The following is a 15,375-nucleotide window of genomic DNA, read 5'->3' as shown; positions in this document are numbered from 1 at the left end:
TATTTATGAAAGCTGAAATAAAAATTGCATTGCTCGCCCTAATATTTCTGAGCGAATACACAGCAGTTGCTCAGGAACAATATAGCAATCTGGACGAGCTGGCAAAAATGGTACAGATACCAAACTCACCAGAGGCTGAAGCTTTTACCAAGTATGGAAATACTTCAGTTTCTCTTTATACAGGTACACCAAATATTTCAGTACCGCTCTACACCCATAAAGGAAGGGAATTAGACTTACCTATGGGACTTACCTATGATGCAAGTGGTATAAAAGTAGAACAAATGGCATCTCAAGTTGGTTTGGGCTGGAACTTAAATGTGGGAGGAAGAATATCTAGAATTGTCAATGGTTTCCCAGATGATTATAGCAATGCAAACCCCCTTTATCAGAGCTTTTTTAATAATACCAGTGTCCAAGCTCAAATGATTGATTATATTGAAGAAAACCAAATCTTTGATGGACCTACTGATGATAATGTCCAAGCTTATTTTGATTTTATTAAAAGGGTTAGCACCGGTGAGTACGAGACCCAACCAGATTATTTTAGTCTCAATGTATTGGGAATCAATGATTATATTGTAATAGATGTCGCAAATTTAGAAGCAAAAGCCTTAGAAAACCCAAGAATTAAGGTTGAAATTATTCAAAGTGGATCCCCAACATTCATAACTGGGTGGATCGTAACTCATGAGGATGGCACCAAATTTCATTTTGCTAATGATGATAATAATAATGATGATAATGATAAGGAACTAACAAAATTTCAAGGAGATGATTATATTGTGGGGCCAGATTTATTTTATGGCTTGGTGAGAGATTATTATTCTTCTTGGCTATTGACCAAGGTGGAATCCCCTAATAAAAAGGATGTTTATGAATTTGACTATGTAAACCTGGGGTCATGGGCAGGCGATAATGTGGCAGCACCTGTACAACAGATTACCAATAACTCAGATGATGGCAATATTGGACCGGACTTTTATGGTATAGGGTATGGTAATCCAGCAATTTATCAATCCTCTTATTCCATTGACCAAATATTCCTTTCGGAAATTAGACACAATACAAAAAAATTAGTGTCCATTACGTTGGGTGCTAGAGCAGATAGTAGTTTGGATTCGGCAATAGAAAGAATTGATATTCATCTTCCAGATATTGGTGAAACACTCCACAAATATTTTGATTTTGACTACAGTATTTTTGGAGATTCGCAAAGCACATTCAATATTGATAAGCGTCTTAAATTAGATGCACTTACCATTTTTTCCAAAAACAACAACCAGTATCAAACTTATAGCTTTGAATATGAAAGCCCGCAGCTTGTCCCCTCAAGAGATGCCCTTTCTGGACAGGATTATTTGGGTTATTTTAATGATAAACCTAATACTGTATTATACCCAAGACTGAAGGTAGGAGATGATACCTATGACGGAGCTGATCGTACCCCTGATGTTGGTTTTGCTCAGGTAGGTATATTGAAAAAACTGATTTACCCAACAGGCGGATTTACAGAGTTTGAATACGAATTGCATACTTCCCCCTATAATAGCGAGGATTTGCAAAATGAAACGATTGTTGAGGTTGACTTTGCTTCAGGGATATCACTACAAGGAGGTGAACAACAAGCAGATTTTTATGAGCCTAACCCAGCCGATTGCTCAGGAATTTGGTGCCAAGATCAATATCCAAAACCACCCAATGTATCACAGGGTTTATTTAATATTAGTGAAGATGGTTTGTACAGAGTGGTTTATCAAAGTACTGGGGGAACAACACAATTCCCAAAACTTGGGTATCTTTTCTACAGGGGTAGTGCTTCAAACGGTGGAACATCATGTTCAAATTACACTGCGCTCCCACTAAATCAAGTGTTAGATTTGACCAATGGGATGCCTTTAGACCCAGATAGTTTTAAACTATCGGCAAACGGAAGCTATGAAGGGACGATATATTTGGAGGCTGGTTGTTACCAAATATCCATGATTAATGGAACCATAGGAAATACGAGCACCTTTAGTGTTTGGGGAGAGATAATACTGGGAGGCAATCCTTTAATAGGAACTGGACAAGAACCAAGAGCTGGACTTCGGGTAAAATCCATAAAGGATTATAGTGCAGATTTAGCACTGGCAACCCATAAAGAATACCAGTACACCACTGCATTAGACGGCAATGACTCTTCTGGTAAGATTATCCATAATCCGTATTTATCATACTTTACAGATAGTCAGGTTTATCTACAAACTTCTGCAAATAATGGTAATCCTGGCGTATTCTCACTTAAAATACTCAATAGGGTGGGGCATTCATCAGGGGGAAATAGGCCACATATTGGGTATTCAAAAGTATTTGAGATATTAAAATCCAATTCCATTGACCCAAATACCCCAGAAGAGCAACAACGCAACGGATATACCGAATATACTTTTTATAATGATGGCAATGGCCCCAACTCAGGATCTGGCATCTATACTACTGGGTTACCTCCTTTTGGAACTTATTTTATTCAAAATCATGAGGTAGGTAAAGAAAAAGATGTGGAAACGAGAACCACAAACGGAGCTGCAGTTGGAGCTTCTCGATATGTCTATGAGGACCACCTATATTACATCAATAAAGGAATATTCTTAGGGCATGAATCTGGGAATACCTTTAAATATGTAAATAAAGTACCAACATCAAATGGCAAGTATACTTACCAATATGTTGATGTTGAGTTCCGTTGTCTACAAAGCAGCAATTTTGGAATTGGAGATTGTTGGAATCAGATGACTGCCCAACCTTGTGATACAGACCTTTACCCTGGATGTATTAATGATCCCGATTTGGCTCGCAACAAAATGAATATTACAACCGCGGGAGGAAGGATAGGCAATACTATACAAATGACAAGACAAGAGTACAATAGCAATGTAGCTGTTACTACAGTTACTGATATGGAGTACGATCCAGCGGTAAGTTGGCAATTACGCAAGTCTACACTAACAGGCAGCGATGGAGAAACAATGACTACGCAACTGTATTATCCTGAGGATGATCCAATAGCCTATTCAAGTCTTAATACACAGAATAGATTAAACGAAGTAGTCAAAGTAGAAACCTTAGAAAATGACAATGTTGTTTTCACTAGAGAAAATGAATACTATGTTCAGGGAGATGTGATAGCACCATCTACAATAAAAACCAAAAAAGGAAGCAGTTCAAGTTTTGAGAATAGGGCTCATTTTGAATATTACCCTAATGGAAATTTAAAAGTTTCATACCCAGAAGAAGGTTCTACAACCGTATACTTATGGGGTTATGATGACAGGTATCCTGTTGCCAAAATAGATAATGCCACCTACTCCCAAATAGAGAATCTCCCCAATTTCGGTCCTAACTTCAGTTTAGGTTCAGATGGATTGACAGCAAATCAAGAAAATTCATTACGAACCCATGCCACTATGGACCAAGCTATGGTAACCACGTATACCTATAACCCTATGGTTGGTCTAGATACTGTTACTGACCCCAGAGGCTATGTCATGCATTACATATATGATGAGTTCAACAGGCTTAAGGAAGTTCGAGATGAGGATGATAATAAGGTAACTGATTATGAATATCACTATAAGAACCAACAATAAAACTAGGTATTATGAAAAAACTTAAAAATACTCAGCTTATATCTAGTCAGAAAAGTTTGCCTAAATCAACATTCATAGCAACTAGATCAAAAAAAATGAACATTAACTCTAATTATTTATATCGTAATAGTATTATTACCAGTTTGTTTTTTGCGTTTTTCTTTTGTTTTACTGCCTATGGTCAGATTAGTATTACAGGAGCTTCAACAGCCACTGTTGGAGATTTAAAGAGCTTTAGTCTATCAAGTTCTGCTGGAACGGACACACAATGGTTTATAGCTGGAGGAAGCAGTGCAGCTGTGATTACGCAAAGCAACCAAAATGCGGCAAGAGTGCGTTTTGATGAAAGTGGCAGTGTTACATTGCGAGCCACTATATTGAATTTTGGTGCTACCTTGTATAATCTATCTTTTCATATTTCGGTTTGTGGTGGTAATCCGCAGACCCCTAATGCTCCTCAAATATTGACAAATACCTGTGGGGAACCTGTTTTGCAGCGGGTTGGCTTATCATTGGATACGGGAGATAAATGGTATTGGCAGGGGAAAAATGCGAATGGAACAAGTACATCAAATGGAAGTGCCGCAACCTATACCGTCACTGAAGGTAATGGAACCTATTATATTAGGGCCCGTAGCTGCGGTGGAGAATGGAGCTCTGGTTCTGGCAGTATAGCTGTAACAGTCAATAATTTAGATGAAGGAGATATCTCCGTTACAGCAGGAGGTATTTTTCTTACCAGAACAATATGCTATAATACAACGGCAGGTAACTTACGTAATTTTAATTCGGCCACAAATGGAGATGGCTCCTATGCATATCAATGGCAGGAATCTACAAACAATAGTACGTGGACCAATATTCCTGGAGCAACAGGAACCAGTTATAATCAAACTACAAACCTTACTTCAGATCGGTGGTATCGCCGTGAAGTAACCTCATGTGGGCAAAGCCTAGTGACAGACGCAATCCACATCTCTATAGATGATCCTTTAGAGCCAGGGAGTATCAATGGTATAGCTAAAACCTGTTATGGCGGAGACCCACCTGCTTTAACTAACGCTGGAAGTGCTTACAATGGAGATGGGAGTTATAGCTACCAATGGCAAACTTCCACAGACAATCAGAATTGGACCAATATTTCTGGAGCTACCCAAAACAGCTATGACCTTCCTCCTAATTTTATACAAGAGCGCTGGTATCGAAGAGTTGTATCCTCATGTGGGCAAACTGCCCAAACAGCATCAGTGCTTGTTGAAGTCTGGCCAGAACTCTTCGGCGGTGATATTTCGGGCAATCAAACCATTTGCTATGGAGAAGACCCAACGGTTATAAATAATGCTGTTGCGCCTAGCGGTGGTAAAGGAGTTTATGTCTATAGCTGGCAATCTTCACCAGACGGAATTAACAATTGGACCACAATTAATGGTGCAATCTCCGCTACGTACAATCCGCCAGCAAACCAAACAGCAACCAAATATTATAGACGGGGGGTTAACTCGTGTGACTTTATTTTATATACACCAACTATTGTTTCCGTAATGGTTGAACCACAATTGCAAAACCCTACAGGCACCACAAATGTAGATGTCTGTACTGGAGAATCTGCTTCCTTGGTGCTAACACCAGACACTAATGCCAACAGTATTCGTTGGTATGATGTAGCATCTGGGGGTACCCACTTGGCTATTGGCACAATTTTTTCAACTCCAGAATTAAGTATCAATACAAGCTATTATGCAGTTAGTTATAATACTGAGCAAGGTTGTGAGTCTGCAACACGAACACGTGTAGATGTGAATATGGTATCATTGACCACCTACTATCTAGATGCGGATAATGATGGTCTTGGTGACCCAGCAATTTCAACAAATCAATGCGAACAACCAATGGGGTATGTCTTGAATGCAACGGATAATTGTCCAAACATAAATGACCCAAGTAATGCATGTACTATTTTGCCGCCAAGTAGCGATCCGCAAGATTACAATTATATATATACCCGCACTTATCAAAAAAGTGCAGAGGAAATGGGCATAACCACTTCAACAGACCTGCCTTTTTTCACAGAAAATGATGCGTTAATACAACAACTTTCATTTTTTGATGGTTTGGGTAGACCGCTCCAACAATTGGGTATAGACCAATCACCAGATAAGGATGATGTGGTGTCTTATATAGGTTATGACAAATATGGAAGGCAGCAGGAAGAGTATTTGCCATATTCTGTAAATGATGTATTAGGGCAATTTAATATAGACGCTAAAAGTGCAACATTGTCCTATTACAACACAACAAAATATGAAAACACACTAAATCCGTTTTCCCAAAAGGATTTTGAATCTTCCCCAGCAAACCGTGTGCTAAAACAAGCAGCACCAGGTAATGATTGGGCCTTGGGGCAAGGACATGAGATTGGGTTCACCTACGGGTTCAGCAGTCTTACGGACAATGTTCGCCATTTTGAAGTAAGTTTGGTCCAGACCGGGGACACCTATGCGCCTACCCTAATAGAGAATGCACTAAACCCTATATACGGTAACAAGCAATTGCATAAGAATGTTACCAGAGATGAAAATTATACCTCTGGTAATGATCACAGTACAGAGGAATATATTAATATGCGAGGCAGGGTAGTGCTAAAACGCACCTATAATGCAGACATAGCCCATGATACCTATTATGTGTATGATGACCATGGGAATCTTGCATACGTGCTACCTCCATTAATGAACGCTAGTGATGCAGCAAGGACCATTGCAAATTTGCAGGCGGATTTGGATGATTTGGGATATCAATATACCTACGATCATCGCAACCGTTTGGTAGAGAAAAAGATTCCGGGCAAAGGTTGGGAACATATTATCTATAACAAACTGGACCAACCTATTATGACACAGGATGCTGTCCAGCGCACAACTAACGAATGGCTCTTTACTAAATATGATGTTTTTGGAAGAGTGGCTTACACTGGTAAGGCAACAGATGCCAGAGCTCGTGATGTAATTCAAACAACAGATGTAGATGCTTTAACAACGGACCTTTGGGTAGTCCGCGATAGTGGCTTTGCTATGGACAATATTACGGTGGGTTATGGGAACACGGCATACCCAACTACTACGCTTACAGAAGTGCTGACTGTAAATTATTACGATGATTATAATTTTGACCGCGCCAATGAATCCGCTCCCCCGGCCTTGGTTTTTGGTGAGAGCATAGATGATCGCACCAAAGGCTTGTCCACAGGAAGTAAGGTAAAGGTATTGGACCCTGCCATTGGTTCAGCGCAATCCAAATGGATCACAATCGTTAGCCGATATGATGATAAGGCCAGACCAATATATGTGTATAGTGAGAACGATTACCTAAGCACCGTGGACATTATAGAGAGTGATTTGGACTTTGTGGGCAAGCCCTTAAAAGTACGTACAGCGCATACCCGCTCCAGTAGTACCATTGCCACCTTGGACAATTTTGAGTACGACCATGTAGGCAGATTGCTGAAGCAGACCCAATGCCTTGGCAATGAAAATTTGGGGTACGATTGTAGTGGTACGGCGGTAGATGTAAACCTTGTGTTGGAAAACACAACCGTTACCACAGACCAATTGGCAACCAATAGCATTACCATAAGTCCGGTTACCACTATAAGTGGAGATGTGACCCTTGAGGTCAACCCATCTTTGGGTGGCAGTGGCGGCCCAGAAGAACTTATTGTGTATAACCAGTATGACGAACTAGGGCAAATGGACCAGAAAAAAGTGGGAGGTGCTCCGGGCACTACCTATGCAAATACGGCAGGTTTGCAGACGGTAGATTATACCTATAATGTAAGGGGCTGGCTCAAGAGTATTAACCAAGATGCCAATGCGGACAATGATCTGTTTAATTTTGGGATCAACTACAATACTGTGGCCCATGGCGGCACGCCCTTATTTAATGGTAACATCTCCGAAACAGAATGGGAAACCAGTAATGACAATACCTTACGGTGGTATACCTATGGTTATGATGCTTTAAATAGAATTACCAATGCCACAGGTTCCAGCTCCAATTACAATTTGGGCTTGGTACAATATGACAAGAACGGAAATATAGAACGCCTTACCCGGAATGGGCATACAGATGCAAATGCCACTTCTTTTGGGCTAATGGACGATTTAACATACACCTATACAGGCAACCAATTGCAAGCAGTGGATGACGCCCCTCTTTCCAGTGCCCTTACAGGTTTTGTAGATGGGGTAGAGCAGGCCACGGAATATACCTATGATGGCAATGGCAATATGAAGACCGATGCCAATAAGGGCATTACCGGTATAGACTATAACCATTTAAACCTGCCCACCAATATTGCTATAAATGGTACTGGTGGCAATGGTACTATTGACTATATTTACAATGCCACGGGAACCAAATTAAAAAAAACCGTGGGAAGTTCTGTGACAGAATACGCGGGCAACTATGTATATTCTGGTGGGAATGCAATTACCACCATACAGTTTTTTAACCAACCAGAAGGGTATGTAAAGCCAGATGGCCAAGGTGGGTATAGTTATGTATACCAATATAAGGACCATTTGGGCAATGTACGGTTAAGCTATGCAGATGGTAATGGCGATGGAGATATTGATGTAACCACCAACCCAACTACCAACGAGATGGTAGAAGAAAATAACTACTACCCCTTTGGGCTACAACATAAAGGCTATAACGATGGCATGTTAAGTTCTTTGGGTAACGATAAGGCACAGCAATGGAAGTTTGGTGGTAAGGAATATGATGAAAGCCTTGGCTTGGAGACCTATGACTTTGGCGCACGAAACTATAACCCAGACTTGGGTAGATGGATGAATTTGGATCCGTTGGCGGAGAAATTTTTTGATAATTCTCCCTATGTATATGCTAGAAATAACCCAATATTTTTTGTTGACCCTGATGGAAATGAGCCAATACCTGGACCATTCACTGGTAGAGTAATAATTGATAAATATGGAACCCTTAGGGCTTTTCGCATCACTGCGCAACAAAGATATATTTTAGATTTGGAAGGTTCAATAGCAAGTGCGGCAACAGGATTATATGGCGCTGTTGCAGGATTAATTTCTGCCCATTATAGTTCAGAACCGGATTGGGTAACTCGGGCAAATGAAAGAGCGACAGCATTACTCGGAGGTGGGGTTGAAGGATTTGACAATCTTTTGGATTTGCCAAAAATCAAACCTGCTGTTGGGCCTAATGTAAAAAGCGTATTTTCTGGAATAGCTAAAGGCATTGATGCAGTTGAAATAGGAGCAAATATATTAAATTATGATGCCTCGGTTCAAGAAAAACTGGAATCATATACATTTGCTTTTGCTGATGCTTTAATTGGATTTAGTCATCAAAGTGGTTCTAATCCAGGGCTTTTGCAGGTTACACCTGAATCGAATATGTCTGTTGAAGGTCTTGAAAGTTCATTGAATTCCATTTATCTTGGAATTTCAATACTTACACAAAGTTTTGATTTGACTACTGATGAAGGTACTACTGATGCAAATAAATTTTTGAGCGAAAATGGAAATTTAGTAGCTCAGTTTATTCAATTTATACAACATCAAAATAGAAAACTAGAAAAACAGAAAAAAAATGAAGGGAAATAGAATATTACATTTAGTCATTTTTATATTTTTCACATTAAATATGTCTTTTTGTCAAACCAAAAATTTTAAAAATGAATTGTTGGGAATATGGGAAGCATATAATAAAACCACTTTAGATGGGGAAGATGGTAGTGATTTGACATTAGACGGAGAGCCATTTACCATAGAATTGAAGTTAATATTTCATGATGATGAGCGCGCTACTTTTGAAAATCCCGCTGGGAAGGTGAAGACCACTTATTCCGTAAAGGGAGATACACTTAAGGTGTCCTATTTTACTTATTCCATTGTTGAAGTTTCAAAATCACAATTGGTTATAAAGGAAGAAAAACTTATGGGGGGGCTTATTTATTTAAAAAAAATAGGAGATTGAAATTCCGATTGCTAAATACATGACTAGACCGATTAATGAGAATAAATAATAATCGTTAATTCTTTTTTTAAATCCCATTTGTTGCTCTTCATATGAATCGAACAACTCGTTTTTATATAATCGATGAACAATACCAAAAGGAATGATTATAAAAGTTATTTTTTCTTCAATACTTAAAGGTTTGGTTATTCTGTTAAAAGCAAAATCTATTTTTTGAACTAAAGGATCGGAAATTAAAATATCTGGATAGAAGGCTCGCGTTTTTTGAACGAAATAGTCTCTATCCAGTTTTTCTTCGAGTATTAGTTTGGCTATCTCTTCTACTTCAAATGAATTTAGATTGTGAACTCTTCTTCCATTTAATATTATAGGTTCCATTTGATAAAGAATTTTAGAATAACAAAAATAGGCAATACCCCAAACTTGGACATAACCCCCCCGCTCCCGCTAGTCTATGACTAGTGGCGGTAAGAGTAAGTAAAATTAAATAATAAGAAAGCCATGGCTATTTTAGTTGTGGCTTTTGTTTTTTTAACCTAATCAATTATTTTTTGAACAACTACAATAGTTGGGTATAGGTATGTTGTATTCTTACTTGTAATACCTTATCTGGTGCATCAATGGTAAAACGTAGTACTAGTTTTTCTGCATCCATTTCCAAAGCGCCTTCGGTGAGAGGTCTGGGTAGTTGTAGCATTTTGCTTTTATAGTTAAAATGGCAAGTAGGTTTTTCAAACCAAAAAGAAAAAGAGAACACCAAATTGTTCTGCACTTCCATTTGGGCAGAAGTACTATTCACTGGCTTATGGATGATAATTTTGGGATAGGGTCGTTGCACCCTTTTTAAAAATGTACCATTGTGGTAAGTATCAATGTCCAATAAGGCAAAGGTAAGTTCACAAGATTTGGGACTTTTATCATCAAGAAGCGTATTAATTTCAGTTAAAATAGAAGAAACTGCCATAACCCAGGTTTTGGAGTGAATGGGGTTATGCAAAAATTTCATTTCAATAATAGTAAAAATTAATTAAAAATACCCCAATGAGGATGTCTTTTATTTTTCAAACTATATTCAAATTGGCATGTGCTAAAAGAATATACCCAAAGAGATAAAGAATCAATGAAGAAAGTTGGTTTGAGAATACGCCAACTTCGAAAGGAGAAACAATTATCTCAATTTCAACTTTCCATTGAAGCTGATCTAACCAAAAACCAGATTGGTAGGATAGAGCGGGCAGAACGCAACACCAGCTTGGTCACACTTAACCGTATAGCAGGCGCGCTAGAAGTCCCTTTACATACCCTATTTTTGTTTGAGGAATAAGCTTTTCCTCTTTTTCAATATAGAATCTAATAAGGTCTTTGTACTAAGAAAAAATGTAGTTAATCTTGGATATATTCTTTTTAAAGAATATGCTTTTAAAAATGCACGAAAAATCTTATTTTAGAGGTTAAACAACCTAAACCCTTCACCTGCTTGTACCTACGTTTTTTTTTACTGCTGTTAACCATTTTATTTACTGGGAAACTCTGCGCACAGCAAGAGGCGGCCATTTGGTATTTTGGCGAAAATGCAGGCTTGGACTTTAGGAGCGGAGCACCGGTACCCTTAACAAATGGTGCATTAAACACAAATGAAGGATGTTCCACTATTTCAGACTTTAGCGGTAACCTGCTTTTTTATACAGATGGCATCACCGTTTGGAACCGCAACCATATCCCCATGCCCAATGGAAATGGGTTAATGGGAAACCCGTCCAGTACACAATCTGGACTTATTGTTCCTACCCCGGGCAACCCAGACCAGTTTTATGTTTTTACATCGGGCGCTATAGAATGGGGTACACATGATGTTAGATATTCCATTGTGGATTTAACCTTAGATGGGGGCTTGGGAGATGTGGTGCAAAAAAATACATTTCTATTTGATCCAAGTGCAGAAAAACTAACGGCAGTAGAACATGCCAATGGAACAGATATTTGGTTGCTTACCAGACGTAGCATAGGCAATAGGTTTTATGCTTACAGAATAACACCTGCGGGGATTACAACACCAATAATAAGTAATCTGGGCGTAGTGCTTAACGATGGGCCAGATTCTCTTGGATATTTTAAAGTGTCCCCAGATGGTACAAAGGCCGCTTTGGTATATAGTGATCTAGAAGTAGAGCTCATGGATTTTAATACTGCTACCGGTCAGTTTAGCAATGTAAGAGAAATAGGGGATGGTGACTTATTTGGATATTACGGAGTGGAATTTTCGCCATCTGGCAGATTTGTCTATGTCACCAATTTAGATGGGGATTTATTCCAGTATGATACCTTGGCGGCAGATGTAAAAGGTTCAAAAATACAATTACCATCCAACACAGAACTTCATGGGGCGTTACAATTGGCAATTGATGGTAAAATTTATATTTCAGATGGCAATGTGCCCACCTTAAGTGTCATTGAAGACCCAGATGTTTTGGGGATTGGCTGTAATGTAAATTACAATGCTATCGGTTTAGCGGGCCAAATTTCAAGGTTTGGTTTGCCGCCGTTTATACAATCTTACTTTTTGGTTTCTTTTACTGCGCAACATTTTTGCCTTGGAGATGTAACACAATTTAATATTAACGCCAGTGAACCTATTATTAGCATTCTTTGGGATTTTGGCGATGGTAACACTTCTACTATTGAAAATGCTACGCATACCTATGCAACACCTGGCGATTATACGGTAAGTGTTACCGTGACCACAGCATCAGAAACCAAAACGGAAATAGAACAAATTACCATTTCAGCGGTTCCAGTGGCAAATATTGTTGCCAATATGGAAGTTTGCCAACCCGAAACTACCTATGATTTGGATTTATCAAGTTTGGATACCCAAGTTTTGGGAGCGCAACCAGCAACGGATTTTAGCATAAACTATTTTGCCTCTCAGGCAGATGCAGATTCCAACACCAATGCACTGGCGCAGACAACAACATTTAATAATGGAACAACTACCGTTTATGCACGAATAAGCAATACCCAAAATAACCTTTGTTACGATACCACAAGTTTTGATGTTATCGTAAAAGAAGCTCCGGAATTAGGAACTGTTACAGATTGGGTGGTTTGTGATGATGATGCAGATGGCTTGTACACCTTTGACCTTGCTACAAAAAATGCCGAAGTGTTAAATGGAGAAGACCCCTTGGTGTTTGATTTAGCATATTTTCCAACTCAGGCAGATGCGGATGCAGCAACCAATGCCTTGCCAACCAATTATACAAACACCTTGGCGGCAGAGACTATTTTTTATCGGGTGCAGAACAGCACCTATCCAGATTGTTTTGAGACGGGTAGTTTTGGAGTGGAGGTTATTGGTCAGGTTGTGGCAAATCAACCCAATAACATGCAAGCCTGTGATGATAATAACGATGGTATCTTCACCTTTGATTTAACCGCCCAGGAAGCGCAGATTATCGGAGCACAAACCACTTCCTCCATAGTAATAAGTTTTCATCCCTCCCAAACGGATGCAGATGCCAATACCAATGCGTTAAATGCCGGGAACTATACTAATACAACCAGCTATCAAGAAACTATTTATGTGAGGGTTTCCAATACATCGGACGCGTCGTGTTATGATACTTCCAATTTTGATGTTTTGGTTTTTGATACTCCGATGCTTACAGATATTTCCGATTGGTTAATTTGTGATGATAATAATGATGGGCTTTATAATTTTGATTTTGGTTTGAAGGATGTAGAGATATTAGGTACTCTAACCGCCACTGATTACATGATTTCATACCATGAAAATCAAACCGATGCAGATACAGGGGTAAATGCGATAGCAGGAACTTACCAAAACACCAGTAACCCGCAGACCATTTATTTTCGAATAGAAAACAACAGCAATACCACTTGCTCGGATACCGGAAGTTTTGCTATTCAGGTTTTTGATGAACCAACGGCTTCCCAGCCATCAGATATTATTATTTGTGACACCAATGAAACGGGACGTTACCAATTTGACTTATCCGAAAAAGATAGTGAAGTATTAAATGGACAAGACACTGCCATTTATGAGGTAAGTTACCATGCCTCAGAATTGGATGCCATGAACAATGGCAATGCGTTGTCCAGCACTAATTACAGTAATATACAAATGAATGAAGTCGTTTATGCTCGAGTGCAGCATAGTCAACTAACGGATTGCTATGCGGTAAATCATTTTTCATTGTTTATAAACCCCTTGCCAGATCCAGGTTTGGAAGAAATTTATGTGATATGCCCAGATAGTCCAGATTTGCAAATTGATGGTGGGGTTTTTGAATCTTGGGAATGGAGAAATAATGAAGGAAGTGTAATAGGCAATCAACAAGCGCAAAATATTGTTGAACTTGGGACTTATACATTAGCGGTTACCCAAACCACAAATGGTGTTGTCTGTGAAAAAACAGTTGCTTTTGAAGTAGTGTCCTCAGGAGCACCCGATAGTTTTACGGTTGACACCAGTGGTTTGTCAGATAGGATCACACTTATCATAGATGCGGTAGGAATAGGGGATTTTGAATATTCCATTGATGGCGAAAATTACCAAACCGATAATCAATTTGAAGTCTTTCCAGGAAGCTATACCGTGTATGTTCGTGACCCCTTTGAATGCAGGACCTTATCGCAAGATATTGTAGCTATGGGTTACGAAAAATTTTTCACTCCCAATGGTGATGGAATCCACGAAAACTGGAATGTTATCGGAACAGAACTTTTCCCAGAGGCTAGATTGTATATATATGATCGATATGGCAAGCTATTGAGGCAAATTTCACCACAAGGGCCAGGTTGGGATGGTAGTTATTTGGGCAGACCGTTGCCCTCTTCAGATTACTGGTTTATGTTCGAATATGGTGAGGGTGAAGTCTTTACAGGACACTTCGCGTTAAAACGATAAAATTATAAGAATTTACTTTCAAGAAAAACTATATTTTCTGTACCTTGAACTAGGAAACGAAAATATAATATGAAGCAGTTTATTACATGGGGATTGGTCGTCTATGGAGCACTTTTTCTAATAGGATGTAATGTGTACAAGGCCCAAAAACAAGAATCCCTATTAAGCTTTCCAGAATTGGGCACCTTGATAAAGACCAAAGGGGATATGTGGTACAGTGCTGCGGAACAAATTGGAGTTCCCAACTGGTCAGTTCTTAAAGTAGATGTAAAACAGCTTCCATTTAATAGAACGAGCTATTACTCCTATGCCAAGTATATGGAGCAAGCGGGGAAAATCAATAGTATATCGTATAACGATTCGCTTCCCTACAAACCAAAATATTTACGCCTACAACTTTTGGATAAATTGGGACTTACCAATTTACTGAATGCAGAAACGCATAAAGAACTTCGATCCTATGTTTCCAACGATGATGGATACAAATTGGTGACTGGATTGAACATCACCGTTCCGGAGACAGAGATGCCCAGTTTTTTACAAGCAGAGGCCATTCAACTACAAAAAGACAGTTATGAAAACATTATCCTGGTGGTCATCAGTGGAGAGTTGGAAAAGCATTACTTCTTCTCGGAGCTTCATGTATTCGATTATCAGTATTCCAATATCTGTTGGGGAGAGGATCAATACCATAATGTGATTATAGAAAACTTGATTTCCGAAGGTCAAAAATGTCCTAAGGGAACCTTTTTAAAAGCTTCCAAAGTAAATGGCGATAGATCGTACCTCAAATTTTAGCAG

The 15,375-nt window shown here is 39.1% G+C and carries 8 protein-coding genes; 6 read left to right on the top strand and 2 right to left on the bottom strand.

Annotated elements, in window-relative coordinates:
- Nucleotides 1-5 precede the first annotated feature (5 nt).
- The 3 genes from FVB32_RS16385 to FVB32_RS16375 all read left to right on the top strand — a co-directional run bounded on the left by FVB32_RS16385 (nt 6) and on the right by FVB32_RS16375 (nt 9,644).
- Entirely contained in the window at nt 6-3,629 is a 3,624-nt protein-coding gene (locus FVB32_RS16385) for an RHS repeat domain-containing protein (protein WP_147744907.1), read from the top strand.
- 95 nt (nt 3,630-3,724) lie between these two features.
- Nucleotides 3,725-9,271 (top strand): DUF6443 domain-containing protein, encoded by a 5,547-nt coding sequence (locus FVB32_RS16380; RefSeq protein ID WP_147744906.1) that lies wholly within the window; start codon nt 3,725-3,727, stop codon nt 9,269-9,271.
- A gap of 40 nt (nt 9,272-9,311) precedes the next feature.
- The gene (locus FVB32_RS16375) at nt 9,312-9,644 is read left to right on the top strand and encodes a hypothetical protein (protein ID WP_147744905.1); all 333 of its coding nucleotides are present in this window, start codon (nt 9,312-9,314) and stop codon (nt 9,642-9,644) included.
- Here the strand turns inward: FVB32_RS16375 and FVB32_RS16370 are convergent.
- Together FVB32_RS16370 and FVB32_RS16365 are read right to left on the bottom strand one after the other, a co-directional pair.
- A complete protein-coding gene (locus tag FVB32_RS16370) occupies nt 9,624-10,022 on the bottom strand; it encodes a hypothetical protein (RefSeq protein WP_147744904.1) in 399 nt (132 codons plus the stop codon). The two genes, FVB32_RS16375 and FVB32_RS16370, sit on opposite strands and share 21 nt — an antisense overlap.
- A gap of 181 nt (nt 10,023-10,203) precedes the next feature.
- Entirely contained in the window at nt 10,204-10,608 is a 405-nt protein-coding gene (locus FVB32_RS16365; protein ID WP_147744903.1) for a hypothetical protein, read from the bottom strand.
- Nucleotides 10,609-10,764: 156 nt separating this feature from the next.
- Between FVB32_RS16365 and FVB32_RS16360 the strand changes: the two genes are divergently transcribed.
- The 3 genes from FVB32_RS16360 to FVB32_RS16350 all read left to right on the top strand — a co-directional run bounded on the left by FVB32_RS16360 (nt 10,765) and on the right by FVB32_RS16350 (nt 15,372).
- Nucleotides 10,765-10,968 (top strand): helix-turn-helix domain-containing protein, encoded by a 204-nt coding sequence (locus tag FVB32_RS16360; protein ID WP_147744902.1) that lies wholly within the window; start codon nt 10,765-10,767, stop codon nt 10,966-10,968.
- Between the two features lie 153 nt (nt 10,969-11,121).
- On the top strand, nt 11,122-14,574 hold the full coding sequence (locus tag FVB32_RS18045) for a T9SS type B sorting domain-containing protein (protein ID WP_147744901.1): 3,453 nt from the start codon (nt 11,122-11,124) through the stop codon (nt 14,572-14,574).
- Between the two features lie 69 nt (nt 14,575-14,643).
- Entirely contained in the window at nt 14,644-15,372 is a 729-nt protein-coding gene (locus tag FVB32_RS16350) for a hypothetical protein (protein ID WP_147744900.1), read from the top strand.
- Nucleotides 15,373-15,375 lie beyond the last annotated feature (3 nt).

Origin of the sequence: Flagellimonas hymeniacidonis (genome assembly GCF_008040165.1) — a bacterium.
In the GTDB taxonomy this organism is placed as follows: domain Bacteria; phylum Bacteroidota; class Bacteroidia; order Flavobacteriales; family Flavobacteriaceae; genus Flagellimonas; species Flagellimonas hymeniacidonis.
The sequence above is the reverse complement of the archived record's forward strand: the minus strand, read 5'-3'. Positions and strand labels throughout refer to the sequence as shown.

What these genes read in the sequence shown, in the direction of transcription:
- FVB32_RS16350 (WP_147744900.1), top strand. Translation starts at nt 14,644, where the DNA reads ATGAAGCAGTTTATTACATGGGGATTGGTCGTCTATGGAGCACTTTTT.
- FVB32_RS16375 (WP_147744905.1), top strand. Translation starts at nt 9,312, where the DNA reads ATGTCTTTTTGTCAAACCAAAAATTTTAAAAATGAATTGTTGGGAATA.
- FVB32_RS16360 (WP_147744902.1), top strand. Translation starts at nt 10,765, where the DNA reads ATGAAGAAAGTTGGTTTGAGAATACGCCAACTTCGAAAGGAGAAACAA.
- FVB32_RS16370 (WP_147744904.1), bottom strand. Translation starts at nt 10,022, where the DNA reads ATGGAACCTATAATATTAAATGGAAGAAGAGTTCACAATCTAAATTCA.
- FVB32_RS16365 (WP_147744903.1), bottom strand. Translation starts at nt 10,608, where the DNA reads ATGGCAGTTTCTTCTATTTTAACTGAAATTAATACGCTTCTTGATGAT.
- FVB32_RS16380 (WP_147744906.1), top strand. Translation starts at nt 3,725, where the DNA reads ATGAACATTAACTCTAATTATTTATATCGTAATAGTATTATTACCAGT.
- FVB32_RS16385 (WP_147744907.1), top strand. Translation starts at nt 6, where the DNA reads ATGAAAGCTGAAATAAAAATTGCATTGCTCGCCCTAATATTTCTGAGC.